At 61.6% G+C, this 24959-nt stretch carries 22 protein-coding genes and 2 pseudogenes; 10 read left to right on the forward strand and 14 right to left on the reverse strand.

The features are described from left to right. The first annotated feature begins 227 nt into the window (after positions 1–227). On the forward strand, positions 228–2519 hold the full coding sequence (bglX, locus tag AACY31_RS02895; RefSeq protein WP_339475771.1) for a beta-glucosidase BglX: 2292 nt from the start codon (positions 228–230) through the stop codon (positions 2517–2519). A 140-nt stretch (positions 2520–2659) separates the two neighbouring features. On the opposite strand, the gene AACY31_RS02900 is transcribed toward bglX, so the two are convergent. The 5 genes from AACY31_RS02900 to AACY31_RS02920 form a co-directional block, all read right to left on the reverse strand. After that, a complete protein-coding gene (locus tag AACY31_RS02900) occupies positions 2660–3817 on the reverse strand; it encodes a phospholipase D-like domain-containing protein (protein WP_339475773.1) in 1158 nt (385 codons plus the stop codon). A gap of 1 nt (position 3818) precedes the next feature. Continuing rightward, the gene (locus tag AACY31_RS02905) at positions 3819–4409 is read right to left on the reverse strand and encodes a YceI family protein (protein WP_339475776.1); all 591 of its coding nucleotides are present in this window, start codon (positions 4407–4409) and stop codon (positions 3819–3821) included. A gap of 151 nt (positions 4410–4560) precedes the next feature. Further along, on the reverse strand, positions 4561–4872 hold the full coding sequence (locus AACY31_RS02910) for an amidase (protein ID WP_339475779.1): 312 nt from the start codon (positions 4870–4872) through the stop codon (positions 4561–4563). Further along, a complete protein-coding gene (locus AACY31_RS02915) occupies positions 4869–5963 on the reverse strand; it encodes a serine hydrolase domain-containing protein (RefSeq protein WP_339475781.1) in 1095 nt (364 codons plus the stop codon). The genes AACY31_RS02910 and AACY31_RS02915 overlap by 4 nt, the downstream gene beginning before the upstream one ends. 25 nt (positions 5964–5988) lie before the next feature. Further along, the gene (locus AACY31_RS02920) at positions 5989–6906 is read right to left on the reverse strand and encodes an acyl-CoA dehydrogenase (RefSeq protein WP_339475783.1); all 918 of its coding nucleotides are present in this window, start codon (positions 6904–6906) and stop codon (positions 5989–5991) included. 153 nt (positions 6907–7059) lie between these two features. Here AACY31_RS02920 and olsB point away from each other — a divergent pair, with 153 nt between their 5' ends. Both olsB and AACY31_RS02930 read left to right on the forward strand, forming a co-directional pair. Further along, complete coding sequence (gene olsB, locus AACY31_RS02925) at positions 7060–7815, forward strand: L-ornithine N(alpha)-acyltransferase (protein ID WP_339475785.1); 756 nt, start codon at positions 7060–7062, stop codon at positions 7813–7815. Beyond that, entirely contained in the window at positions 7815–8609 is a 795-nt protein-coding gene (locus AACY31_RS02930; protein ID WP_339491495.1) for a lysophospholipid acyltransferase family protein, read from the forward strand. The genes olsB and AACY31_RS02930 overlap by 1 nt, the downstream gene beginning before the upstream one ends. Positions 8610–8731: 122 nt before the next feature. Here AACY31_RS02930 and AACY31_RS02935 read toward each other — a convergent pair whose 3' ends face one another. Then, positions 8732–9316 carry an acyl carrier protein phosphodiesterase gene (locus AACY31_RS02935; RefSeq protein WP_339475789.1) on the reverse strand — a complete coding sequence of 195 codons (585 nt, stop codon included), beginning with the start codon at positions 9314–9316 and terminating at the stop codon, positions 8732–8734. Between the two features lie 156 nt (positions 9317–9472). Here AACY31_RS02935 and AACY31_RS02940 point away from each other — a divergent pair, with 156 nt between their 5' ends. From AACY31_RS02940 to AACY31_RS02955, 4 genes are all read left to right on the forward strand, one after another. Beyond that, complete coding sequence (locus AACY31_RS02940; RefSeq protein WP_339475792.1) at positions 9473–9775, forward strand: ArsR/SmtB family transcription factor; 303 nt, start codon at positions 9473–9475, stop codon at positions 9773–9775. A 17-nt stretch (positions 9776–9792) separates the two neighbouring features. Beyond that, positions 9793–10959, forward strand: a complete 1167-nt coding sequence (locus AACY31_RS02945; protein ID WP_339475795.1) for an MFS transporter — start codon at positions 9793–9795, stop codon at positions 10957–10959. 32 nt (positions 10960–10991) lie between these two features. After that, the gene (locus AACY31_RS02950; protein ID WP_339503831.1) at positions 10992–12041 is read left to right on the forward strand and encodes an alkene reductase; all 1050 of its coding nucleotides are present in this window, start codon (positions 10992–10994) and stop codon (positions 12039–12041) included. 174 nt (positions 12042–12215) lie between these two features. Then, positions 12216–12740: a hypothetical protein gene (locus AACY31_RS02955; RefSeq protein ID WP_339503833.1), complete on the forward strand. Its 525-nt coding sequence runs from the start codon at positions 12216–12218 to the stop codon at positions 12738–12740. Between the two features lie 199 nt (positions 12741–12939). Here the strand turns inward: AACY31_RS02955 and AACY31_RS02960 are convergent, their stop codons facing one another. After that, entirely contained in the window at positions 12940–13572 is a 633-nt protein-coding gene (locus AACY31_RS02960; protein ID WP_339475802.1) for a TetR family transcriptional regulator, read from the reverse strand. A 267-nt stretch (positions 13573–13839) separates the two neighbouring features. Between AACY31_RS02960 and AACY31_RS02965 the strand changes: the two genes are divergently transcribed. From AACY31_RS02965 to adeC, 3 genes are read left to right on the forward strand one after another with little or no spacing between them, the layout of a single operon-like run. After that, positions 13840–14997 carry an efflux RND transporter periplasmic adaptor subunit gene (locus AACY31_RS02965; protein WP_339475805.1) on the forward strand — a complete coding sequence of 386 codons (1158 nt, stop codon included), beginning with the start codon at positions 13840–13842 and terminating at the stop codon, positions 14995–14997. A gap of 3 nt (positions 14998–15000) precedes the next feature. Continuing rightward, complete coding sequence (gene emhB / locus AACY31_RS02970) at positions 15001–18165, forward strand: efflux RND transporter permease subunit EmhB (protein ID WP_339503835.1); 3165 nt, start codon at positions 15001–15003, stop codon at positions 18163–18165. Beyond that, positions 18162–19616: an AdeC/AdeK/OprM family multidrug efflux complex outer membrane factor gene (gene adeC, locus AACY31_RS02975; RefSeq protein ID WP_339475811.1), complete on the forward strand. Its 1455-nt coding sequence runs from the start codon at positions 18162–18164 to the stop codon at positions 19614–19616. Before emhB ends, adeC begins: the two co-directional genes overlap by 4 nt. Before the next feature lie 211 nt (positions 19617–19827). Here adeC and AACY31_RS28835 read toward each other — a convergent pair. The 7 genes and pseudogenes from AACY31_RS28835 to pcaH all read right to left on the reverse strand — a co-directional run bounded on the left by AACY31_RS28835 (position 19828) and on the right by pcaH (position 24953). Next, a pseudogene (locus AACY31_RS28835) lies at positions 19828–20126 on the reverse strand (DUF6124 family protein). Positions 20127–20179: 53 nt separating this feature from the next. After that, entirely contained in the window at positions 20180–20572 is a 393-nt protein-coding gene (gene pcaC / locus AACY31_RS02985; protein ID WP_025212299.1) for a 4-carboxymuconolactone decarboxylase, read from the reverse strand. Positions 20573–20582: 10 nt separating this feature from the next. Further along, positions 20583–21383 (reverse strand): 3-oxoadipate enol-lactonase, encoded by an 801-nt coding sequence (gene pcaD, locus AACY31_RS02990; protein ID WP_339475816.1) that lies wholly within the window; start codon positions 21381–21383, stop codon positions 20583–20585. Positions 21384–21395: 12 nt separating this feature from the next. After that, positions 21396–22760, reverse strand: coding sequence for a 3-carboxy-cis,cis-muconate cycloisomerase (locus AACY31_RS02995; RefSeq protein WP_339475819.1), 1365 nt, complete (start codon positions 22758–22760; stop codon positions 21396–21398). Between the two features lie 24 nt (positions 22761–22784). Beyond that, positions 22785–23438 (reverse strand): annotated as a pseudogene (locus AACY31_RS28840) (hypothetical protein). Positions 23439–23680: 242 nt separating this feature from the next. Then, positions 23681–24247 carry a protocatechuate 3,4-dioxygenase subunit alpha gene (gene pcaG, locus AACY31_RS03010; RefSeq protein ID WP_339475821.1) on the reverse strand — a complete coding sequence of 189 codons (567 nt, stop codon included), beginning with the start codon at positions 24245–24247 and terminating at the stop codon, positions 23681–23683. Between the two features lies 1 nt (position 24248). Continuing rightward, positions 24249–24953: a protocatechuate 3,4-dioxygenase subunit beta gene (gene pcaH / locus AACY31_RS03015; protein WP_339475824.1), complete on the reverse strand. Its 705-nt coding sequence runs from the start codon at positions 24951–24953 to the stop codon at positions 24249–24251. Between the last annotated feature and the right edge of the window lie 6 nt (positions 24954–24959).

Consider the following 24959-nt stretch of genomic DNA (forward strand, 5'->3'; position numbering starts at 1 on the left):
CATTGGAAAAAACCGGCCACCTATCTCACCGGCGCCTGGGGCATAATCTGCCGCCGCACTGGATTGAAACGGGTCGATGGGCTAAAAAATGCGCAGTGCGAAACTAAGTTCAGCCCAATGGGTTCGAAAGTGTGCTGCATTTAACTGAACAACAATAGCCGCTCCTCACATTTTGGCTGACCGGCGTGTCCTGATTACCGCCCTTTAGGCTTGCGAGAAAATTATTCATGAAGAAGCTGTGTTTGCTGGGCCTGTTTGTCAGTCTGGCCAGTCAATCCGTATTAGCCGACAACCTGCCAGCCCCCATAGAGAACAAGGACGCCTTCATCAGCAACCTGATGAAGCAGATGACCCTCGACGAGAAGATCGGCCAATTGCGCCTGATCAGCATCGGCCCGGAAATGCCCCGGGAGATGATTCGCCAGGAAATCGCCGCCGGCAACATCGGTGGCACGTTCAACTCCATCACCCGCGATGAAAACCGTCCGATGCAGGACGCGGCCATGCGCAGCCGGTTGAAGATCCCGATGTTCTTCGCCTATGACGTGATCCACGGCCACCGCACGATTTTCCCGATCCCCCTGGCCCTGGCCTCGAGCTGGGACATGGACGCGATCTACCACTCCGGCCGCATCGCGGCCAAGGAAGCGGCCGCCGACAGCCTGGACATCACCTTTGCGCCGATGGTCGACATTTCCCGCGACCCTCGCTGGGGCCGCACCTCCGAAGGTTTCGGCGAGGACACCTACCTGGTGTCGCGCATCGCCGGGGTGATGGTCAAGGCGTTCCAGGGCAACGGCGCCAACGCGGCCGACAGCATTATGGCCAGCGTCAAGCACTTCGCCCTGTACGGCGCGGTGGAAGGCGGCCGGGACTACAACACCGTGGACATGAGTCCGTTGAAAATGTACCAGGACTACCTGCCACCCTACCGCGCCGCCATCGACGCAGGTGCCGGTGGGGTGATGGTCGCGCTGAACTCCATCAACGGCGTGCCGGCGACCGCCAACACCTGGCTGATGAACGACCTGCTGCGCAAGGAATGGGGCTTCAAGGGCCTGGCGGTCAGTGACCACGGCGCCATTTTCGAACTGATCAAGCACGGCGTCGCCAAGGACGGTCGCGAAGCGGCGAAACTGGCGATCAAGGCCGGTATCGACATGAGCATGAACGACTCGCTCTATGGCAAGGAACTGCCAGGGTTGCTCAAGGCCGGCGAAATCGAGCAGAGCGACATCGACAACGCAGTGCGCGAAGTGCTCGCAGCGAAATATGACATGGGCCTGTTCAAGGACCCGTACCTGCGCATCGGCAAGGCCGAGGACGACCCGGCCGACACCTACGCCGAAAGCCGCATGCACCGCTCCGACGCCCGTGACGTGGCGCGCCGCAGCCTGGTCCTGCTGGAAAACCGCAACCAGACCCTGCCCCTGAAGAAGACGGCGAAAATCGCCCTGGTCGGCCCGCTGGCCAAGGCACCGATCGACATGATGGGCAGTTGGGCCGCGGCCGGGCGTCCTGCACAATCGGTCACCCTGTTCGACGGCATGACCCGTGCCCTGGGCGCTGACTCGAAGCTGATCTACGCCCGTGGCGCCAACATCACCGGCGACAAGAAGGTGCTCGACTACCTGAACTTCCTCAACTTCGATGCCCCGGAAGTGGTAGACGACCCGCGCCCGGCCCAGGTGCTGATCGACGAAGCAGTGAAAGCCGCCAAGGATGCCGATGTGGTGGTGGCCGCTGTAGGCGAATCCCGTGGCATGTCCCATGAATCGTCGAGCCGTACCAAGCTGAACATCCCGACCAGCCAACGCGAACTGATCAAGGCCCTGAAGGCCACCGGGAAACCGCTGGTGCTGGTGCTGATGAATGGCCGTCCGCTGTCGTTACAGGACGAGAAGCAGCAGGCCGATGCGATCCTGGAAACCTGGTTCAGCGGCACCGAAGGCGGCAACGCCATCGCTGATGTGCTGTTCGGCGACTACAACCCGTCGGGCAAACTGCCAATCACCTTCCCACGCTCGGTGGGACAGATTCCGACCTACTACAACCACCTGAGCATCGGCCGGCCATTCACGCCAGGCAAGCCGGGCAACTACACCTCGCAGTACTTCGATGACACCACCGGCCCGCTCTATCCGTTCGGCTATGGCTTGAGTTACACCGAGTTCAGCCTGTCGGACATGGCCCTGTCGTCGACCACGCTGAACAAGACCGGCAAGCTCGATGCCAGTGTGACACTGGAAAACACCGGCAAGCGTGACGGCGAAACCGTGGTGCAGTTGTACATCCAGGACGTGACCGGTTCGATCATCCGTCCGGTGAAGGAACTGAAGAACTTCCGCAAGGTGATGCTCAAGGCCGGCGAGAAGAAAGTCATCCACTTCAGCATCACCGAGGACGACCTGAAGTTCTTCAATGCCCAACTCAAGTACGCGGCGGAACCGGGCAAGTTCAACGTGCAGATCGGCCTGGACTCCCAGGAAGTGAAGCAGCAAAGTTTTGAGTTGCTCTAACCCAACAACACTGCATGACCCTGTGGGAGCGGGCTTGCTCGCGAAGACGGTGTATCAGTCAGCAAGTGAGTCTGCTGACACACCGCCCTCGCGAGCAAGCCCGCTCCCACATTGGGTTCCAGTGATTTCAAAGATTGCGGTTAGCCCCGCCGACCCAGCAGATTCACCACCAACCGATCCACCAACCCCCACGCCCGCTGCTTGAAGCGCTTCCACAACGGTCGGCGCTGCCAGGCGTCGAGGCTGACTTGCAGGCTCTGGGTGAAGTCCCGCTCAAAGCTGGCCGCCACTGCACGGCTGAGCCTGGAGTCCAAGGCTTCGAGGTTGGCCTCCAGGTTGAAACGCAGATTCCAGTGATCGAAGTTGCAGGAGCCGATGCTGACCCAGTCGTCCACCAGCACCATCTTCAGGTGCAGGAAACACGGCTGGTATTCGAAAATCTGCACGCCGGCCTTGAGCAGTCGCGGGTAGTAACGGTGCCCGGCGTAGCGCACGGACGGGTGATCGGTGCGCGGGCCGGTTAGCAGCAGGCGCACATCAATGCCGCGGGCGGCAGCCTTGCGCAAGGAACGGCGTACGTTCCAGGTCGGCAGGAAATACGGCGTCGCCATCCAGATGCGTTTCTGGCCGCTGTTCAATGCCCGGGACAGCGACTGCAGGATATCGTGATGCTGGCGGGCGTCGGCATACGCCACCCGGCCCATGCCCTCGCCCACCGGCGGTACGCGCGGCAGGCGCGGCAAGCCGAAGTTGGACGCCGGTTTCCAGGCTCGCCGATGGCGGTTGGCGAGCCACTGGCGGTCAAACAGCAACTGCCAGTCGAGCACCAGCGGGCCGACAATTTCCACCATCACTTCGTGCCACTCACTGCGGTCGTCGAGAGGATTCCAGAATTCATCGGTCACCCCGGTGCCGCCGACCACGGCCAGGCGTTGATCCACCAGCAGCAGCTTGCGGTGATCCCGGTAAAGGTTGCGCACCCAGCGGCGCCAGCTCAGGCGATTGTAGAAACGCAACGCCACCCCAGCCTCGATCAGACGCTTGCGCAGGGCCAAGGTAAACGCCAGGCTGCCGTAGTCATCGAACAGACACCGCACACGAACGCCACGCTCGGCGGCCTGCACCAGCGCCTGAACCATCGCCTCGGCGCAAGTGCCCGCTTCCACCAGATAGAGTTCCAGCTCGACCTGTTCCTGGGCACGGGCGATTTCCACCAGCATGCGCGGGAAGAACTGCGGGCCATCGATCAACAGCTCGAAGCGATTGCCTTCACGCCAGGGAAATACCGGGCCACTCATATCAGCGCGCCGTGAAAATCAGCACCGCATTCACTGGCACCGAGAGGCCGATGGCCGACAACCCGGCCAGGTTTCGCAGCTTTTCCAGCCCCGGCACCAGATCGAAATCCGCAGCGTTGAGCACCACCGGCTCCAGGGTCACCACTTGGAAACGGCGCTCGTCCAGGCGCGTGGCCAGCAACTCGACGGGGTAATCATGCTGCTTGCCGTGCAGGTTCACCGTCAGCGGCAGGCGCAATTCCAACTGCGCGCCGTTGGCCAGGTCCTGGATCGGCGCCAGGTCGATCTTTGCGGTGACAGTGGCTTCGGCAAATTGCTTGATCTCGAACAGCTCGGCCCGCATGCGCTCATCGCGCAGGGGAATGCCACCGTTGATGGACTCAAGTTCCACTTCCAGGCGCGCCAAGCCCTCGGGCTGGACTTGACCGTGCAGCACCAGGAACCGCTGGACCTCGGAAACGTTGCCGTTTTTGCTGCTGATAAACGACAGCCGCGACGACTCGCCGTCCAGGTACCAGTTGGCCTGGGCTGGTAGCGCGGCGCAGGCCAGCAGCAAGCTGGCGGCAGCGTGAGGGAAAAACCGCTTGAACATACACACTCGCAGGGCACATAAACCTGTGGCGAACCTTAACCGGGCCGAGGGCGCTTGCAAACTGTCTGTTGCAACAACTGCCCAGCAATACAGAGAACCTGGGGTGAAGGGGTTTATCTGTGGGAGCAAGGCCATGTTGCCAAAGGTTGGTTCAGGGCTCCAACCGACACCCCTGCCGCGCCCCCATCCACCGCGCGCTGTTGCTACGCCCCAACCCGCTGACGGTGATGCGTTTCGCTTCAGCGGTCTCGAGAAAATCACTGGTGGGCACTGACTGCTGCACATAACCACGGCAATACTCGGCCGGTTGCTGCATCACGTAGCGACACGAGCAATATTCCTTGGCGGTGTAGGCGCTGATGATGTCGGGAAAGGTCCGCAATGCCACCCGCTCCAGCCAGACCCAACTGAACAGGACGATGAGCAGCCCCGACAGCAGGCTAAGCAACACTCTGCGCTTCATGGCTGCACCGTCCCGGCGAACGCCGCTATGGCGCGCTTGAGCAGTTCGTTATGGCGATAGCTGCCGTCGCGGTCGTCGCCATAACGCACGATCACCAGTTTGGCGCTGGGGATAATGTACAGCGCCTGGCCCCAATGGCCCAGCGCGGCAAAGGTATCCGCTGGCGCATCGGGCCAGGGGTGGATCGCCGGATCGGCGGCGCGGTTGAGCCACCAATGCCCACCGGGCACGGCTTCATCCTGGCCGGCCTGGAAGTGGGCGAACGGCTGGCGATTGAACGCGACCCACGCCTTGGGGATCAGTTGCCGTTCGCCCCAGCGACCGTCCCGCTGCATCAACAACCCGACACGCGCTAGGTCTCGCGCGGTGAGGTAGGCATAGGACGATCCCACGAACGTGCCGCTGGCATCGGTTTCCCAGGTGGCGTGGTGGATGCCCAGGGGTTCGAACAAGGCCGTCCAGGGGTAGTCGGGGTAGCGCGCCGGGCCGACGATGGTTCTCAAGGCCGCCGCCAGTAGGTTGCTGTCACCGCTGGAATAACGGAACGCCTGCCCCGGCGGGTTGACGCTTGCATGCTGCGCAGTGAACGCCGCCATGTCATGACGCCCACGGGTATAAAGCATCGCCACCACCGAAGAGTTAAGCGGCGCGTATTCGTAGTCTTCCTGCCAGTCCAGGCCGGAGGCCCAGTGGAAAAGATCGGCCAGGGTCAGGCCCGGGTGCCGGCTCAGTAGCGGGTAGTACTTGGCTGCCGGATCATCCAGGGCAAAGCGCTTTTCCCCGTAGGCCACGCCGAACACTGTCGCCAGCAGGCTTTTGCTGATGGACCAGCTCAGGTGCGGGGTCTGGGCAGTGGTCGGGCCGGCGTAGCGTTCGTAGACCCGCCGACCGTCCTGGATCACCAGCAGCGCATCGGTGCGGATGCCCTCGCGGCTCGCATCGTCCCGGGGTGGGAAGGCGTATTGCGCCAAGGCTTCGATGGCCGGCCCGCTCGGGGTCGGGCCACTTGACCATTGCTCGCCGGGCCAGTCTTCGGCGTGGACGCTCATGCTGAGCAACAGCAGCGGGATCAGGAACCAGCCTTTGGACATGCTCGGGGCTCGCAGGATTGAACCTTCAGAGCCTATTCAGACTTGATGACAGTTTCGAGGCTTGTGTCGACAGTCCCAATGCCTTGGCCAAGCGCTTGGCCCGCGCCCCCGCCGCAATCTCCATCACCCCTTTATCCCGCTGCCACATCTCGTGCCACACCGCAGGCCCGGCGTTCAACGCATCGTTCAGTTCGCCGTCGAGCCCCTGGAACTGAGCGAACAACCCGCCCAGCAGCACATGCCCGGCCGCACTGGAAGGGTTATGCCGACTCACCTCCGCGCAACCGGCGAGCAACGCCAGCAGGCGCAATTGCAACGCTTGGGGCCAGGCACACTCTTGCCCGACGCCATGCAACCAGGCGGTCATCGCGCTGAGCACATAAAGGTCTTCCAGGGTGCGGAACGGTTTGACGTAGGCGTCCCAACCGTCGCCTGCCAGTAACTCGCACAGCGCGCCGTCGAGCAGGACGCGGCCATGGCTGATGTCCGGCATCAGGGCAATGGCGGGCAGTTTTTCCAGGGTTACGCCGGGCTCACCCGCATAGGCCACGGCCAAGTTCAGCCGTGGCGTTTCACCGGGTGCTTCGCAGCGAGCGGCAATCAGCAGCCACTCGGCGGCGTCGCCAGCGGTGACGAAATCCTTGCGTCCACTCAGGCGCAAGTCGTCGAGGCGGGTTTGCATGTCCGCCGGGCGCAGGCGGCGCTGTTCGGTGGCACACAAGGCGCCGAGGCTCGGGGGGGCGCTGGGCCAAAGCACCCGCAGCGCCGCCTGGTACCCCACCAGGAACGCCAGTCCCGGTGTCGCCATCAACCGCGCCCCGGTTACGGCCAGCTCGAACGGCGTTACCGGCCCCAAGCGTTGCAACAACGCTGAATATCCTTCGGCCAGGTCCGGATGGGCGGGCAGGCGCTCGCCGCGTTCGATCAGGGTGTGCCAAGGCATGAGAGGGCTCCTTGAAGGCTGTCATATAAGCATCACCAAAGCTTCATGGCGATGACACCGGGGCTACATAGCCTGACTTTGCACAACATGGCCGCATAAAGAAAGTCGATTGGCTCACCCCTAGACGGTGGACAGCCCGCACGGAGATTCGCTATGACCCAGATCGCCCGCATCAGCGACACCGGCAATGAACGCCGCCTGCAAGCCGAACGCCTGATCGGCGCCCAAGCCTTGCAAGAAGCACAGGCCCTGCGTTTCAACGTCTTCAGCGGCGAATTCAACGCCAAGCTCAAGGGCGCGGAAATGGGTCTGGACATGGATGACTATGATGTTCACTGCGCCCACATCGGGGTACGCGACCTGAACACCGGCCGCCTCGTGGCGACCACTCGCCTGCTCGACCACCAGGCCGCCAGCAGCCTGGGCCGGTTCTACAGCGAAGAAGAATTCAGCCTCCACGGCCTGGTCCATCTCAAGGGCCCGATCCTGGAAATCGGCCGTACCTGCGTCGACCCGGCCTATCGTAACGGTGGCACCATCGCGGTGCTCTGGGGCGAACTGGCCGAAGTCCTGAACGAAGGTAGCTACAGCTACCTGATGGGCTGCGCGAGCATTGCGATGCAGGACGGCGGTATCCAGGCCCAGGCGATCATGCAGCGTCTGCGCGAACGCTACCTGTGCACCGAACACCTGCAAGCGGTACCAAAAAAACCCTTGCCGACCCTGGACGTGCCGTCCAACGTCATCGCCGAGATGCCGCCACTGCTCAAGGCCTACATGCGCCTGGGCGCGAAGATTTGCGGTGAGCCGTGCTGGGACGAGGATTTCCAGGTGGCCGACGTGTTCATCCTGCTCAAGCGCGACGAACTCTGCCCGCGCTACGCCCGCCACTTCAAGGCAGCGGTCTGATGAGCCGGCTGCGGGTGTACGCGCGAATCGCGCGAGTATTGCTGGTGGTGACGCTGGGCCTGAGCATGGCCTGCGTGTTCGGCCTGTTTGAACGTGCCGGGATCGCCAACTCGATGGTCCGTCGCCAGCGCTGGTCGCGGTTCTTCATGGCACGGCTGAGCCGTGCCCTGCCCTTTTCAGTCACCGTCCACGGTCAACTGCCGCAACGGCCGATGCTGTGGGTCAGCAACCATGTGTCCTGGACCGACATCCCGTTGCTGGGGATGCTCACGCCGCTGTCGTTCCTGTCCAAGGCCGAAGTGCGCACCTGGCCGGTCGCCGGATGGCTGGCCGCCAAGGCCGGCAGCCTGTTTATCCGGCGCGGTTCGGGTGACAGCCAATTGATCCGCAAGCAAATGAGTCGCCATCTGGAACAGGCCCATCCGTTGCTGATGTTCCCGGAAGGCACCACCACCGATGGTCGCACCCTGCGCACCTTCCATGGTCGCTTGTTGTCGGCGGCCATCGATGCCGATGTCGCGTTGCAGCCGGTGGCGATCCGTTACCTGCGCAACGGTGAACCGGATTCACTGGCACCGTTCATTGGCGATGATGATTTGCTGTCGCACCTGATGCGGCTGTTCGCCAACGATCGCGGCGACGTCGAAATCCATCTGCTGGAGCCGATTGCCTGCCATGGCCAGGAGCGTGCGGCGCTGGCGTTTCAGGCGCAGCAGGCGGTGCACAGGGCGTTATTCGGCGAGATGCCAGAGAAACAGCAAGCGCCGATGCGACCTGCTGCGATTGCGGCCTGATTCGGATTTCTGTGAAGCCCCGTTGTGGGCTTGCTCGCGAAGACGGCAGTACATTCAACACAGATGTTGACTGACCCAGCGCCTTCGCGAGCAAGTCGAGCGCCGAACCGCCGCTCCCACATTTAGTTATTTGGTGTGACCTGGTTCAGCGCAAAATCCTGCAACTGCGGATAGAACAACCGAAAGTCTTCGCTCAACGGTTCATAGAGCCTGACCAGCTCTTCCTTCGCCCCGGCCAGTTCCTCTGGCCGGGACAGGCGCCGCGAGATGCCACGCAATACTTGCCCGATCACTTCGAACTCTCGATAAGACCCCAGCCAGTCATCCGCCGCCATGTACGGTGCTATATGCGCCAAGCGTCCCGGCAGTTGCGGTTCGGCGGCGAGGACTTGATAGACCTGGGAGGTGAATTCCATCAGCGGACCCTCGCCGTACAACGTCCAATCCCGCGCTAGGCAATGGTCGAAAAACACATCCAGCACGATCCCGGCATAACGCCGCCGAACCGTGGAAAAACGTGACAGGGCGATATCCACCAACGGGTGGCGGTCGGTGTACATGTCGATGCGTCGATGCAAAGCAATCGCCGCCTCGATCCGCGGGTCGAATTGCCCTTGAAGCGGCCCTTTGACGAAATCGCCATAAAGACTGCCGAGCAGTTGTTCCCGGCCAGGGCCGCCGAGGTGTAGGTGCGCGAGATAGTTCATGGTCCGCAGCTTAGCACCACCCCGCCAATATCGTTATAACCCGATATAGCGATCTTCTCGATGCTCAGATCAAATCCATATTTGTATATCGTAAAATAACGATTTAAGGTTCGTTCCATCGCGATATAGCGTTTTACTCACTCCGAGCTTGCCACCATGACCCTCGACCTCGACGAAATAATAAAAGCCCTGGCGCACCCAGTACGGCGAGACATCCTCAACTGGCTCAAAGACCCCAAGGTCCAGTTCCCCGAACAGTTGCACAACCACGAATTCGGCATTTGCGCCGGACAGATCGACCAGCGTTGCGGCCTGTCGCAATCCACGGTGTCTGCGCACTTGGCGGTGTTGCAACGGGCGGGGCTGATCACCAGCCAGAAGGTCGGTCAATGGCACTTCTTCAAACGCAACGAGGACCTGATCCAACAGTTCCTCAAGCAAATGAGCCAAGAGCTCTGACCTGACAAGGATCCATCATGCCCCTCTCACTCCTGATCCTGGCCCTGAGCGCATTCGCCATCGGCACCACCGAGTTCGTCATCATGGGCCTGTTGCCCGACGTGGCGGCGGACCTGGGCGTGTCGATTCCCGGTGCCGGCTGGCTGGTGACCGGCTACGCCCTGGGCGTGGCCATCGGTGCGCCGTTCATGGCCCTGGCCACCGCGCGACTGCCGCGCAAGGCCGCGCTGGTGGCGCTAATGGGGATCTTCATCATTGGCAACCTGCTCTGCGCCGTCGCAAGCGACTACAACGTGCTGATGTTTGCGCGCGTCGTCACCGCCCTGTGCCACGGTGCGTTCTTCGGCATCGGTTCGGTGGTTGCCGCCGGCCTCGTAGCGCCGAACAAGCGTGCCTCGGCCGTGGCCCTGATGTTCACCGGCCTGACCCTGGCCAACGTGCTCGGCGTACCGCTGGGTACCGCATTGGGCCAGCAAGCCGGTTGGCGTTCGACCTTCTGGGCGGTGACTGTCATTGGCGTAGTTGCGCTGATCGGCCTGATCCGTTTCCTGCCGGCCAAGCGCGATGAAGAAAAACTCGACATGCGTTCGGAACTGGTATCACTCAAAGGCGCCGGCCTGTGGCTGTCCCTGAGCATGACCGCGCTGTTCTCCGCCTCGGTATTCACCCTGTTCACCTACGTCGCCCCGCTGCTGGGTGAAGTAACCGGCGTATCGCCCCGTGGCGTGACCTGGACCCTGGTGCTGATCGGCCTGGGCCTGACCCTGGGCAACATCATCGGCGGCAAGCTGGCGGACAAAAGCCTGGCGAATACGCTGATGGGCGTCTTCCTGACCATGGCGGTGGTGTCCACCGTATTGAGCTGGACCAGCGTGGCGCTGATCCCGACCGAGATCACACTGTTCCTCTGGGCCACTGCCTGCTTCGCCGCGGTGCCGGCACTGCAGGTCAATGTGGTGACCTTCGGCAAAGACGCGCCCAACCTGGTTTCCACCCTGAACATCGGCGCCTTCAACATTGGCAACGCCTTGGGCGCCTGGGTCGGCGGCAGCGTCATCGACCATGGCCTGGGCCTGACGGCAGTGCCCCTGGCGGCGGGCGCGCTGGCCGTGCTGGCGCTGCTGGTCACCCTCATCACTTTCCGCCAGGGCGCTCATGCCGACCTGGCACCTGCCACTCACTGACTTTTAATCCTTCACTTGCGAGGTTGTATTTCATGGCGACAATTTTCGACCCCATCAAACTCGGCGATATCGAGCTGAAGAACCGCATCATCATGGCTCCGCTCACGCGCTGCCGCGCTGACGCAGGCCGCGTACCCAATGCCTTGATGGCCGAGTACTACGTGCAACGCGCCTCCGCCGGCCTGATCCTCAGCGAAGCCACCTCGGTCACGCCGATGGGTGTGGGCTATCCGGACACCCCGGGCATCTGGTCCAACGACCAAGTGCGCGGCTGGTCCAACGTCACCAAGGCGATCCACGGCGCTGGCGGCAAGATCTTCCTGCAACTGTGGCACGTGGGCCGGATCTCCCACCCGTCGTACCTGAACGGCGAAACCCCGGTGGCGCCCAGCGCGATTCAGCCCAAAGGCCACGTGAGCCTGGTGCGTCCGCTGGCCGACTTCCCGACCCCACGCGCACTGGAAACCGCTGAAATCGCCGACATCGTCGATGCGTACCGCGTCGGTGCCGAGAATGCCAAGGCCGCCGGTTTCGACGGTGTGGAAATCCATGGCGCCAACGGCTACCTGCTCGACCAGTTCCTGCAAAGCAGCACCAACCAGCGTACCGACAGCTACGGCGGCGCCTTGGAAAACCGAGCCCGCCTGCTGTTGGAAGTGACCGACGCGACCATTGAAGTCTGGGGCGCCGGCCGGGTTGGCGTGCACTTGGCACCACGCTCCGACTCCCATGACATGGGGGACGAGAACCGCCTGGAAACCTTCAGATACGTAGCTCGCGAGCTGGGCAAGCGCGGCATCGCCTTCATCTGCTCCCGTGAGAAGGAAGGCGATGACAGCATCGGTCCGCAACTCAAGCAGGCTTTCGGCGGCCCATACATCGCCAATGAACGCTTCACCAAGGACAGCGCCAATGCCTGGCTGGCCGAGGGCAAGGCCGATGCCGTTGCCTTCGGAGTGCCGTTCATTGCCAACCCGGACCTGCCGGCACGTTTGAAAGCCGATGCACCGTTGAACGAAGCGCATCCGGAAACGTTCTATGGGAAAGGGCCGGTGGGTTATATCGATTATCCGGTGATGTAAATAACCTGCACTAATAAAAAGCCCCGACTTTAAATAGCCGGGGCTTTTTTATGACTTAAATATTTAGTCAACATCAATGGGTTTTAAAACAAACCGTCACCCCTCATATTGTTCTCGTTGCCCCAAACAAACAGTCGACCAACAACTTTCAATAACCGATACAGAGAGAACAATATGAGTAATACCCCACAAACAACCGAACAAAGCCAACCGACCGATTCGACAGAACTGGAAAGACTCCATGAATATTACGACAAGCATATCCAAGCCCTGGAGGCCGCACCGAGCCAACGGAACAAGACCCGATTCATTCTGAAGGTCATAAACAATTCCGAGCGGGGTCTCGCTGTCAGTGAACATAGCCTTAATCTAAACGCCGAAATCCTGGCGTCCCTGCAACTATCCGATAAAGATGTCATCGCGTTCGCACAGGACTTCCCTTATATCCGCAACCTGGGTTCGCCCAGCAAGACCCTATATCGCCACTTTATTGTATTCGGCGACCAGACACGGGGAGCACGCGTTGAATTTGGTTTGCGTGTGAACACTACGTTCGGTGTCTTTACCCCAACGATAACACCGGTGCGAACGTGCAAAGTTACGTCTATAGGTGCTACCCCAATCGCTTGCACTGCGCGAATCACACGCGCATTACAGACAGAACCCTACAGCTTCAGCATGGAGGTCACGCTGGGCTGATCAATTCACTTCAGGCGTAGCGATGGATCAACCGGAAGCTTGGCGGCACGTCAGCGCAACAATTTCAGTACAAAATTTAGCCCTGACCCTCTATCAGCGCTCCTGTATGGCCTTATAAAGTATCCCGCCCATGGCAACCATGACGGCGTACGACCGGGTTCGGCTATTGACACAAACCGGCGCAATTACGCATTTTGTTTCATTTGCGCAGGCTGGGGCTCAAGTGCAGCATGTCCAGCCCGATCTCTACCCATCGCTCGGCCTCAGCCGCCAGGGCGAAGCTGTCAGGAGCCAGTAGCCACTGGTACAAGATGCCGTCGATGTAGGCATGAATGGCAACTGCCGCCCTTTCGGGATTCAGATCATCCGGCAACTGGCCGCGTTTCATCGCATTTCGCAACGACAGGGCAATGCGCACATTGCAGTCGAGGCTGACCTCGCGTCGCTGCTGGCGCAAATCGCACATTTCATCGGTGAATTCACACTTATGGAACAGGATCTCATTAATACGCCGGGTTTTCGGGTCCAAGGCCACCTGCTGGAACAAGCGCACCAGCAGCTTGCGAATACAGCCCAGCGGGTCAAGTTCCTCTTCATTCTCACTGGCACGGGCCAACTCATCGAGCGGCTCGTGCAGGGTATCGAGCATGGCCTGGAGCAGGTCCGCCTTGTTGCTGAAATGCCAATAGATGGCGCCGCGCGTCACTCCGGCCAGTGTCGCGATATCGGCCAAGGTCGTACGCGCCACGCCTCGCTCGAAAAAAGCCTTTTCGGCCGCTTCGAGTATCTGGCTGCGAGTCTCTTGGGCTTCCTCTTTGGTACGACGGACCATGGCAGTAAACACCTCAATCAGGATGCGTCAGCAATGCGTAAGAATCAGCTGAACAAAGTATGGGGCGACGTTTCTTTGGAACGCGTCCCCGATCTACTCAGGCCTTTGTCAGGCTTTTGTAAATCCCGATATTACGCAATTCGGCTGTTTACAAACAGCCGTGTACGTAAGTATATTTCTTAGCATCCTATTAATTCAATTACTGCTGCTTTTTTACCTTTCCACTTTTCGAGTGCGCCCGTTGCGCGCCTGAACCCGAGGATTTCCATGCAATTCAAGCCAGCTGTTACTGCCCTGGTTACTGCCATCGCCCTGGCATCGCTGCTCAGCGGATGCAAAAAGGAAGAGGCTGCCCCTGCTCCTCCGCCTCCTCAGGTCGGCGTCGTAACCCTCAAGACCCAGCCCTTCACCCTGACGTCGGAGCTTCCGGGGCGCACCAGCGCATTCCGCGTCGCGGAAGTACGGCCACAGGTCAACGGCATCATTCTCAAGCGCCTGTTCAAGGAAGGCGCTGACGTCAAGGCCGGTCAGCAGTTGTACCAGATCGATCCGGCCGTCTATGAAGCGACCCTCAAGAGCGCCGAAGCCAACCTGCGTTCCACCAAGTCGATTGCCGACCGCTACAAGCAACTGGTGGATGAACAGGCGGTGAGCCGTCAGGAATACGACACCGCCATGGCCAATCGCCTGGAGTCGGAAGCCAATTTGCAAACCGCCCAGATCAATGTGCGCTACACCAAGGTCTACGCACCGATCTCCGGCCGTATCGGCCGCTCCTCGGTGACCGAGGGAGCACTGGTAAGCAACGGTCAGGCCGACGCGCTGGCGACCATCCAGCAATTGGACCCGATCTATGTCGACGTGACGCAGAGTTCGGTCGAACTGCTACAACTGCGCCGCGAGCTGGAAAGCGGTCGTTTGCAAAAGGCCGGTGAAAACGCTGCCATGGTCAAGCTGACCCTGGAAGACGGTAGCCAGTACCCGCACGAAGGCACGTTGGAGTTCTCCGAAGTCTCGGTCGACCAAACCACCGGTTCCGTGACCTTGCGCGCCGTGTTCCCCAACCCTGACCACACCCTGCTGCCGGGCATGTTCGTCCATGCACAATTGCAGGCGGGGGTGAACAGCGCGGCGATCCTGGCACCGCAGCAAGGCGTGACCCGTGACCTCAAGGGTATGCCGACCGCCCTGGTCGTTGGCGCTGACAACAAGGTGGAACTGCGTCAGCTCAAGGCCAGCCGTACCGTCGGCAGCCAATGGCTGATCGAAGACGGGCTCAAGGCCGGCGATCGCCTGATCACCGAAGGGTTGCAGTTCGTACGCCCGGGCGTGGAAGTCAAAGCCACCGAAGCCACTAACGTCGATACCAAGAACCCGGCCCCCGCTCAGGCAGCTGATAAAGCAGCCGGCGGCAAAGGGGAGTAAACCATGTCGAAATTTTTTATCGACCGTCCGATTTTCGCCTGGGTGATTGCCCTGGTGATCATGCTGGTCGGGGCTCTATCGATCCTCAAGTTGCCGATCAACCAGTACCCGAGCATCGCGCCGCCAGCCATTGCGATCCAAGTGACCTACCCGGGCGCCTCCGCGCAAACCGTGCAGGACACCGTGGTGCAGGTGATCGAGCAACAGCTCAACGGTATCGACAACCTGCGTTACGTCTCCTCGGAAAGTAACTCCGACGGCAGCATGACCATTACGGCGACCTTCGAACAAGGCACCAACTCCGATACCGCGCAGGTCCAGGTCCAGAACAAGTTGAACCTGGCCACCCCGCTGCTGCCGCAAGAAGTGCAGCAACAGGGGATCCGCGTGACCAAGTCAGTGAGAAACTTCCTGATGGTGATCGGCGTGGTGTCGCGCGACGGCAGCATGACCCGGGAAGACCTGTCCAACTACATCGTGTCCAACATGCAGGACCCGATCTCGCGGACCGCTGGTGTCGGTGACTTCCAGGTCTTCGGTGCCCAGTACGCAATGCGAATCTGGCTCGACCCGGCCAAGCTGAATAACTACAACCTGACCCCGGTGGATGTAACGACCGCCATTTCCGCGCAGAACGTCCAGATCGCGTCCGGCCAACTCGGCGGCCTGCCTGCCCTGCCCGGTCAGCAACTGAACGCCACCATTATTGGCAAGACCCGCCTGCAGACCGCCGAACAGTTCAAGGCCATCTTGCTCAAGGTCAATCCGGACGGCTCGCAAGTGCGTGTCGGCGACGTGGCGGATGTCGCCCTGGGCGGCGAGAGCTACAGCATCAATGCCCAGTTCAACGGCGCCCCGGCCTCCGGTCTGGCAGTGAGACTGGCCACCGGCGCCAACGCCCTCGACACGGCCAAAGCCCTGCGCCAGACCGTCGAAGATCTCAAGCCGTTCTTCCCGCAAGGCCTGGAAGTGGTGTTCCCCTACGACACCACACCGGTGGTGAGCGAGTCGATCAAGGGTGTGGTTGAAACCCTGATCGAAGCGGTCGCACTGGTGTTCCTGGTGATGTTCCTGTTCCTGCAAAACTTCCGCGCCACCATCATCACCACGATGACGGTGCCGGTGGTACTGCTCGGCACTTTCGGGATCCTCGCGGCATTCGGCTTCAGTATCAACACTCTGACCATGTTCGGCATGGTGCTGGCCATCGGTTTGCTGGTGGACGATGCCATCGTCGTGGTGGAGAACGTCGAACGGGTCATGAGCGAAGAGGGCCTGTCACCCAAAGAAGCCACCAAGAAATCCATGGGCCAGATCCAGGGCGCCCTGGTGGGTATCGCCCTGGTGCTGTCTGCGGTGCTGCTGCCGATGGCGTTTTTTGGCGGCTCCACCGGCGTGATCTACAAGCAGTTCTCCATCACCATCGTCTCGGCCATGACCCTGTCGGTACTGGTGGCCCTGATTTTCACTCCGGCCCTTTGCGCCACCATGCTCAAGCCCATTCCCAAGGGTGAGCACGGCACGCCGAAACGCGGTTTCTTCGGCTGGTTCAACCGCACCTTCGACCGCGGCGTCAGAAGCTACGAGCGCGGCGTGGGCAACATGCTCAAGCACAAGGCGCCGTACCTGCTGGCCTATGTGATCATCGTGGTCGGCATGGTCTGGCTGTTCACCCGCATCCCAACGGCGTTCCTGCCGGAAGAAGACCAGGGCGTGCTGTTTGCCCAAGTACAGACACCGGCCGGTTCCAGCGCCGAGCGGACCCAGGTGGTGGTGGACAATATGCGCGAGTTCCTGCTGCGTCCAAGCAAGGATGGCGGTGAAGGCGATGGCGTGGCCTCCGTGTTCACCGTGACCGGCTTCAACTTCGCCGGTCGTGGCCAGAGCTCCGGCCTGGCGTTCATCATGCTCAAACCGTGGGAAGAGCGTGACGCTGAGAACACCGTGTTCAAAATCGCTGGCCGCGCCCAGCAACACTTCTTCACCTTCCGTGACGCAATGGTGTTCGCCTTCGCTCCGCCGGCGGTGATGGAACTGGGTAACGCCACCGGTTTCGACGTGTTCCTGCAGGACCGCGCCGGCATCGGCCATGAGAAGTTGATGGAAGCCCGTAACCAGTTCCTCGGCATGGCTGCCCAGAGCAAGATTCTGTCCCAGGTGCGTCCGAACGGCCTGAACGACGAGCCGCAGTACCAGTTGGAAATCGATGACGAGAAGGCCAGCGCCCTGGGCATCACCCTCTCGGACATCAACAGCACCCTGTCGGTTGCCCTAGGCAGTAGCTATGTGAACGACTTCATCGACCGTGGTCGGGTGAAGCGAGTGTACGTCCAGGGTCAGCCGAACGCGCGCATGAGTCCCGAAGACCTGCAGAAGTGGTATGTGCGCAACAGCGCCGGGACCATGGTGCCGTTCAGCGCATTCGCCAAAGGCGAGTGGGTCTACGGCTCGCCGAAGCTGGCCCGTTACAACGGCGTGGAAGCGATGGAAATTCTGGGGGCGCCGGCTCCGGGTTACTCCACCGGTGAAGCCATGGCCGAAGTCGAAGCCATCACCCAGAAGCTGCCGGCCGGCGTCGGTATTTCCTGGACGGGCCTGTCCTACGAGGAGCGTCTGTCCGGCTCCCAGGCACCAGCGTTGTACGCCTTGTCGCTGCTGATGGTATTCCTCTGTCTGGCGGCGCTGTATGAAAGCTGGTCGATTCCGATCGCGGTCATGCTCGTGGTACCACTGGGTATCATCGGTGCCTTGATGGCGACCAGCCTGCGCGGCCTGTCCAACGACGTGTACTTCCAGGTGGGCTTATTGACGACCATCGGTCTGGCGGCGAAAAACGCCATTCTGATCGTGGAGTTCGCCAAGGAACTCCACGAACAGGGCCGCACACTGGTGGAAGCCGCCATTGAAGCCTGTAGGATGCGTCTGAGGCCGATCATCATGACGTCCCTGGCGTTCGTCCTCGGCGTGGTGCCGCTGGCGATTTCCACCGGCGCAGGTTCAGGCAGCCAGCACGCCATCGGCACCGGTGTAATCGGCGGTATGTTGACCGCCACCATCCTGGCGATTTTCTGGGTGCCATTGTTCTTCGTGACCGTGTCGTCGATAGGCCGTCGCAGAAACACCGACCTGCACGACACTCCTGAAACTTCCAAAGAGGCTGGCCAATGAGCAAGTCGCTACTCTCCCTGACCATCGCCGCCGTACTCAGCGGTTGCTCGCTGATCCCCGACTATCAGCGACCCGAAGCACCGGTCGCGGCGCAATACCCGCAAGGGCCGGCCTACGAGTCGGCCAATGCGCCCGACCAGGCCGCCGCCGAGCAAGGCTGGAAACAGTTTTTCCATGACCCGGCATTGCAACAGCTGATCCAGGTCGCCCTGGAAAACAACCGTGACCTGCGTGTCGCAGCGCTGAACATCGATGCCTATGCCGCGCAATACCGCATCCAGCGCGCGGACCTGTTCCCGGCGGTCTCGGCCACCGGCTCCGGCAGCCGCCAGCGGGTGCCGGCACGGGCTTCGCAAACCGGTAACGCGGCGATCAGCAGTTCGTACTCGGCCACCCTGGGTATCAGCGCCTATGAACTGGACCTGTTCGGTCGGGTTCGCAGCCTGAGCGAGCAAGCGCTGCAAAGCTACTTCGCCACCGAAGAAGCCCGTCGCAGCACCCAGATCAGCCTGGTGGCCAGCGTCGCCAACGCCTACCTGACCTGGCAAGCCGACAAGGAACTGCTCAAGCTGACCCAGGAAACCCTCGGGGCCTACGAGCAAAGCTTCAAGCTGACCTCGCGCAGCGCCGAAGTCGGCGTAGCCTCGGCCCTGGACCTGAGCCAGGCTCGCACCGCGGTGGAAAACGCCCGCGTGCAACGGGCCCGCTACACCCGCCAGGTCGCCCAGGACGAAAATAACCTGACCCTGCTGCTGGGCACCGGCCTGCCGGCCAACCTGAACTCGCAACCGCTGAGCGATGACCTGCTCAGCGAAGTGCCGGCCGGGTTGCCGTCGGACCTGCTGCAACGTCGTCCGGACATCCTCCAGGCCGAACGCAACCTGCTGGCCGCCAACGCCAACATCGGCGCCGCGCGGGCTGCGTTCTTCCCGAGCATCAGCCTGACGGCCAACGCCGGTACCCTGAGCCCGGACCTGTCCGGCCTGTTCAAGGGCGGTTCGGGCACCTGGACCTTCGCGCCGCAAATCAACCTGCCGATCTTCAACGCCGGCAGCCTGCGAGCGAGCCTGGACTACGCCAAGGTCCAGAAAGACATCAACGTCGCGCAGTACGAGAAGTCGATTCAGACCGCGTTCCAGGAAGTCTCCGACGGCCTGGCCGCGCGCCAGACCTACAACGAACAGTTGCAGGCCCAGACCGACTTCGTCGCCGCCAACCAGGACTACTACCGCCTGGCCGAGCGTCGCTACCGCATCGGCGTCGACAGCAACCTGACCTTCCTCGACGCCCAACGCCAGTTGTTCAGCGCACAACAGTCGCTGATCACTGACCGCCTTGCGCAACTGACCAGTGAGGTCAATTTGTACAAGGCATTGGGCGGTGGTTGGAATGCCGAGACGGGCAAGAACGAACCGGTGGCGGAGAAAGCGCCGCCACTGAAGTTGTTCTGATTTGAAGTCTGAACGCTGAAACACAAAGCCCACCGGAAGGTGGGCTTTGTGTTTGTGTGTTTTAACGCCGGCCTGTATGGGAGCAAGGCTTGCCCGCGATAAAAGCGATGCGGTCTTTCAGGAACCTAGGCGCCTGTTTCGCGAGCAAGCTTTGCTCCCACAGCCCAGCGGGGCGATGCGACGTTTCACTGCATCTCCTCGCCCTACTTGGTTAACGCGGGTCCACGAGATCCAGCGCTTGATTGGCCAACAACTCACTCAAGTCAATCATCTGTGCCACGCCGAGCGCGACATGCCGGGGGAGCCTTTCAGATCGAACGTCAGGTCGTTGACCATGGCACTGGCTGAGGCCAGGGTTTCGCTGAGATTTGCTAGTAGGCACTCGGTGTCGAGGGTGTCGGGACCAGCCACAAATCTTGTGGGAGCGAGCTTGCTCGCGAAGAGGCCGGAGCATTCCGGCATAGAATCTCCCACAGGAGGATCAGTGCCGAGCACAAAATTTGTGCTCACTGAAGATCCCGTGTGGGAGCAACACTTGCTCCGACACGGATTGGCGGTGGATCTCAAGCCCGCGATTCGACGCCCAGTTCATCCCACACCGACTCGGCCAGGTGAAAGGTGGCATTGGCCGCCGGAATGCCGCAGTAGATGGCGCTCTGCATGATCACTTCCTTGATCTCGCTGCGGCTCACGCCGTTATTGGCGGCGGCGCGCAGGTGCAGCTTGAGTTCTTCATTGCGGTTCATGCCGATCAGCATGGCCAGGGTAATCAGGCTGCGGGTATGGCGCGGCAGGCCCGGGCGAGTCCAGATATCACCCCAGGCGTGGCGGGTGATCATCTCCTGGAATTCGCTGTTGAACTCGGTCAGGGCATTGAGGCTGCGATCGACGTGGGCGTCGCCCAGCACCGCGCGGCGCACTTGCATGCCTTCGTCGTAACGTTGTTTCTCGTCCACAAAAAACTCCTCAGGCACGGCCAGAATCAAGCAGGAAATCCAGCACCCGCGCGCTGAACGCGGCACCGGCCTGGACGTTAGACAGGTGAGCGGCGTAGAACTCGGCGTACTCAGCCCCACGGACCCGCTCCTGGATAAAGTGCCCTCCCGACGGCGGCGTCACGGCATCTTCGGTGCCAGCGATCACCAGCAGCGGCACGCGGATCGACGACAGTTGCTCGCGAAAATCGGCATCACGCACCGCGGCACAGTTGGCCGCATAACCCTGGGGCGAGGTGGAAGCGAGCATGTCGGTGATTTTTTTTGCCGCCGCAAGCTGGGCCTCGGCAAAGTCGGGGGTAAACCAACGGGCAATCGAGGCATCGCGCAGCGCCACCATCGCCGCCTTGCCGTCGCGCAACACGGTTTCGATGCGCGGGTTCCACACCGACGGATCGCCGATCTTGGCGGCGGTGTTGCACACCACCAGTTTGTGCAGCCGCTCGCCAGCATTGATCCCCAGCCACTGGCCGATCAACCCGCCCATGGACAAGCCACAGAAATGCACCTTGTCGAGGTTCAACTGATCAAGCATCGCCAGCACATCGCGGCCCAGTTGTTCGATGCTGTACGGTCCTTCGGTGACCAGCGACTGACCATGGCCGCGCGTGTCGAAGCGCAGCACGCGAAAGTGTTCACTGAAGGCCGCGACCTGTTCGTCCCACATGTGCAGATCGGTGCCCAGGGAATTGGAGAGCAGCAACACAGGGGCGTCTTTCGGCCCATCAAAACGATAGTTCAGATCGCCCTCGGCGAGTTTGACGAGTCCCACAACAATCTCCTTTCAGGCGTTCAAGGCAAGGTGTTCGGCCACGGCCCGGGCGACCCAGGTCTGGGCTTGTCCGAGGTAGTGCGCCGGGTCGAGCAGATGATCAAGCTCGGTCGCCGATAGCTGCGCAGTGACCTGAGGTTCATCCCCCAGCACATCGCGCAAATGCCGTTGCTCGGCCACGGCGCGCTTGCAACATTGCTCCAGCAGATGGTGTGCCGTGTCGCGCCCGACACGCTGGGCCAGGACGATGCTCACCGCTTCGGCCAGCACCAACCCCTGGGTCAGTTCCAGGTTGCGGGCCATGCGTGCCGCGTCCACTTCCAGCCCTTCGGCCAACAGCCGCGCCTGTTGCAAGGCACCGGATACCAGGCAGCAGATCTCCGGCAGGGTTTCCCATTCGGCGTGCCACAGGCCCAGGCTGCGCTCGTGTTCCTGGGGCATGGCGCTGAACAGCGTCGACAACAAGCCAGGCACTCGCGTCGCCGCACCGATCAGCACTGCCGCCCCCACCGGGTTGCGCTTGTGCGGCATCGTGGACGAACCGCCCTTGCCCGGTGCCGACGGCTCGAACGCTTCGCCGGCCTCGGTCTGCATCAACAGGCTGATGTCGCGGCCCAGCTTGCCCAGACTGCCGGCGATCAACCCCAGTACCGCGCCGAACTCCACCAGGCGATCGCGCTGGGTGTGCCACGGCTGTTCCGGCAGGTTCAGTTGCAATTCGGCGGCCAGGGCTTCGGCGACAGGCAGCGCCTGTTCACCCAACGCGGCGAGCGTCCCGGAGGCACCGCCGAATTGCAGTACCAGCAAGCGCGGCTTGAGTTCTTTCAAACGTTGGCGACTGCGGGTGATCGCCCCCAGCCAACCGGCGATTTTCATCCCCAGGGTCACCGGCGTGGCGTGCTGCAGCCAGGTGCGCCCGGCCAGTGGCGTGGCGGCGTAGCGTTCGGCTTGTCGGGCCAGGGTGATCGCCAGTTGCGCCAGCTCCGCCTCGATCAAGCCCAACGCCTGGCGCAGTTGCAGCACCAGCCCGCTGTCCATCACATCCTGACTGGTGGCGCCCAGGTGCACGTAGCGTTCCGCCTCGGCGCTCTCGATGGCGATGCGCTTGCCCAACGCCTTGACCAACGGGATCGCCGAATTGCCGGCGCTGGCGATCGCTTCGCTCAATGCCGAAAAATCGTACAGCTGGGCCCGGCAGGCGTTCTCGATCGGCGCCACCGCATCCTGGGGGATCAAACCTACCTGCGCCTCAGCCCGGGCCAGCGCGGCCTCGACATCCAGCATGGCCTGGACCCGCCCCGCATCACAGAACACCTCGCGCATGTCGCGGGCCGTGAAGTAGGCATCGAACAGCTGATTGCCCGGTCGTTCGCTCATAAACAGTCCTTGAGTGCGCCGGCCTCACGGCCGGTGCGGTTGGGTCAAAGGTCGTGGTGCAAATACGCCGGCTGCTTGGGCAGGCGCAGGCTGCTTGGGCAGGCGCAGGCTGAACAGGAACGCCACCCCCATCATCACCGTGACATACCCGTAAAAGGTGTTCTTCACACCCTGGGTCTTCTGGCTCAAGGCAACGTACTCGGCCGAACCGCCAAAAATCGCATTGGCCACCGCGTAGGCCAACCCTACTCCCAGTGCCCGCACTTCAGGTGGAAACATTTGCGCGCTTTTACCAGGCCGCTGATAGAGGTGTAGAAACTGACGATCGCCAGCGCCAACGTAATCAGGACAAACGCCAGGAACGGGCTGCTGGCGGCGCCCTTGTTCTCGCGCATTTCCTTGCTGCTGGTTTCCGTCAGGGAGTTTCGCAGGAACAGCGGTGCCCAGTAGGTGGGCAGGCAAGCGATGAGCAACGAGCCCAAGCACATCATCAGCACCGAGATCATCATCGAACTCTTGCGCCCGTGACGGTCCGCCACCCGGCGCGAAATAAATCGCGCAAAACCCATAGACGTAGAAATCGAACCATTCGACCAGGTTACCGGATGAGGCACCGACGATGGCGAAGATACGCTTGCTGCGTTCTTCACCGGTGTAGTGGCTGATTGGGATGGCCATGGGTTGCTCACTCGTTGGGGACTGACGAAGTCTAGACACGCTTAGTAATAGCCCCGTTCCACAAACAGACATTCAAGCAGCAGCGCCTGTACCGCCGCCATCGCGAGCAAGCTCGCTCCCGTAGGAGCTGTCGAGCGAAGCGAGGCTGCGATCTTTTCCCAATCACTTGAGTTTCAAGTGAAAGATCAAAAGATCGCAGGCTTCGCCAGCTCCTACAAAGCCAGCGGGAGCAAGGGATTCACTCAATAATCGAAGAACACCGTCTCGGCATCCGCACCCTGCAGGATCACATTCCACTGGTACACGCCCGACGCATCGGGTTTGCTCACGATCGTGGCGCGACGCTCCTCGGGTACGCAGGCCAGCAGCGGGTCGGTTTCGTTGGCCTGTTCACCGTCGAAGTAGATGCGCGTCAGCAAATGCTTGACCAGCCCGCGCGCGAACACCAGCACCACCAAGTGCGGTGCCTGGGTCGTCCCCTTCAACCCTGGCACGCTGCCCGGCTTGATGGTGGTGAATCGGAAGCGCCCTTCGGCATCCACCGGCACTCGGCCAAAGCCTTCGAAGTGCGGGTCCAAGGGTTTGTCCTGGTCGTCTTCCGGATGAGCGTATTTACCGGCGGCATTGGCCTGCCAGACTTCCAGCATCGCGTCGTTGACGAACTGACCATTGCCGTCGACCACCTGACCGGTGATCGCTACGCGTTGGCCGAGGGTTTCGGCGACGGTCAGGTCTTCGCGGTTCAGCCAGGTCAGGCCAATGTGGTAGTAAGGGCCAACGGTGTGGGACGTGGTGGCGGTGAGCGTCATCTTATTTCTCCATCGGCGTGGCATCGCGGCCGCGCAAGACGATGTCCCAGCGGTAACCGAGGGCGTAGTGAGGGACGGTTTTTTCCAGGTCGAAACGGGCGATCAGGCGTTCCTTGGCGCGGGTGTCCGGTACGCAGTTGTAGATCGGGTCGTAGGCCAGCAACGGGTCGCCAGGAAAATACATCTGCGTCACCAGCCGCGTCAGAATGCTCGGTCCGAACAGCGAGAAATGGATATGCGCCGGGCGCCAGGCGTTGTGGTGGTTACCCCACGGATAGGCGCCAGGCTTGATGGTCTGGAACTGATACCAGCCGTTGGCGTCGGTGACGGTGCGACCGGTGCCGGTGAAATTCGGGTCCAGCGGCGCGTCATGGTTGTCACGGTCATGGTTGTAGCGACCGGCGGCGTTGGCCTGCCAGATCTCCACCAGGATGCCCGGCACCGGCTGGCCATGCTCATCCAGCACGCGCCCGTGAATGATGATCCGCTCCCCCAGCGGCTCGCCGGCATGCTGGGCGGTCAGGTCGTGGTCCTTCTCTTGCACGCGGTCGGCACCGACAGTCGGACCGGTAATTTCCGACAGCGAATGAGGTAGGAACACCAACGGCTTGGACGGCGAGCGCAGGTTGGTGGACTGGTACGGTGGGTGCAGATATTCCGGCTGGGTGCCCGCTTGGGGGCGACGATAACCAGGTTTGTCAGTCATGCAGCG

It is taken from the genome of Pseudomonas sp. RL_105y_Pfl2_101 (genome assembly GCF_963970585.1).
Lineage (GTDB): Bacteria > Pseudomonadota > Gammaproteobacteria > Pseudomonadales > Pseudomonadaceae > Aquipseudomonas.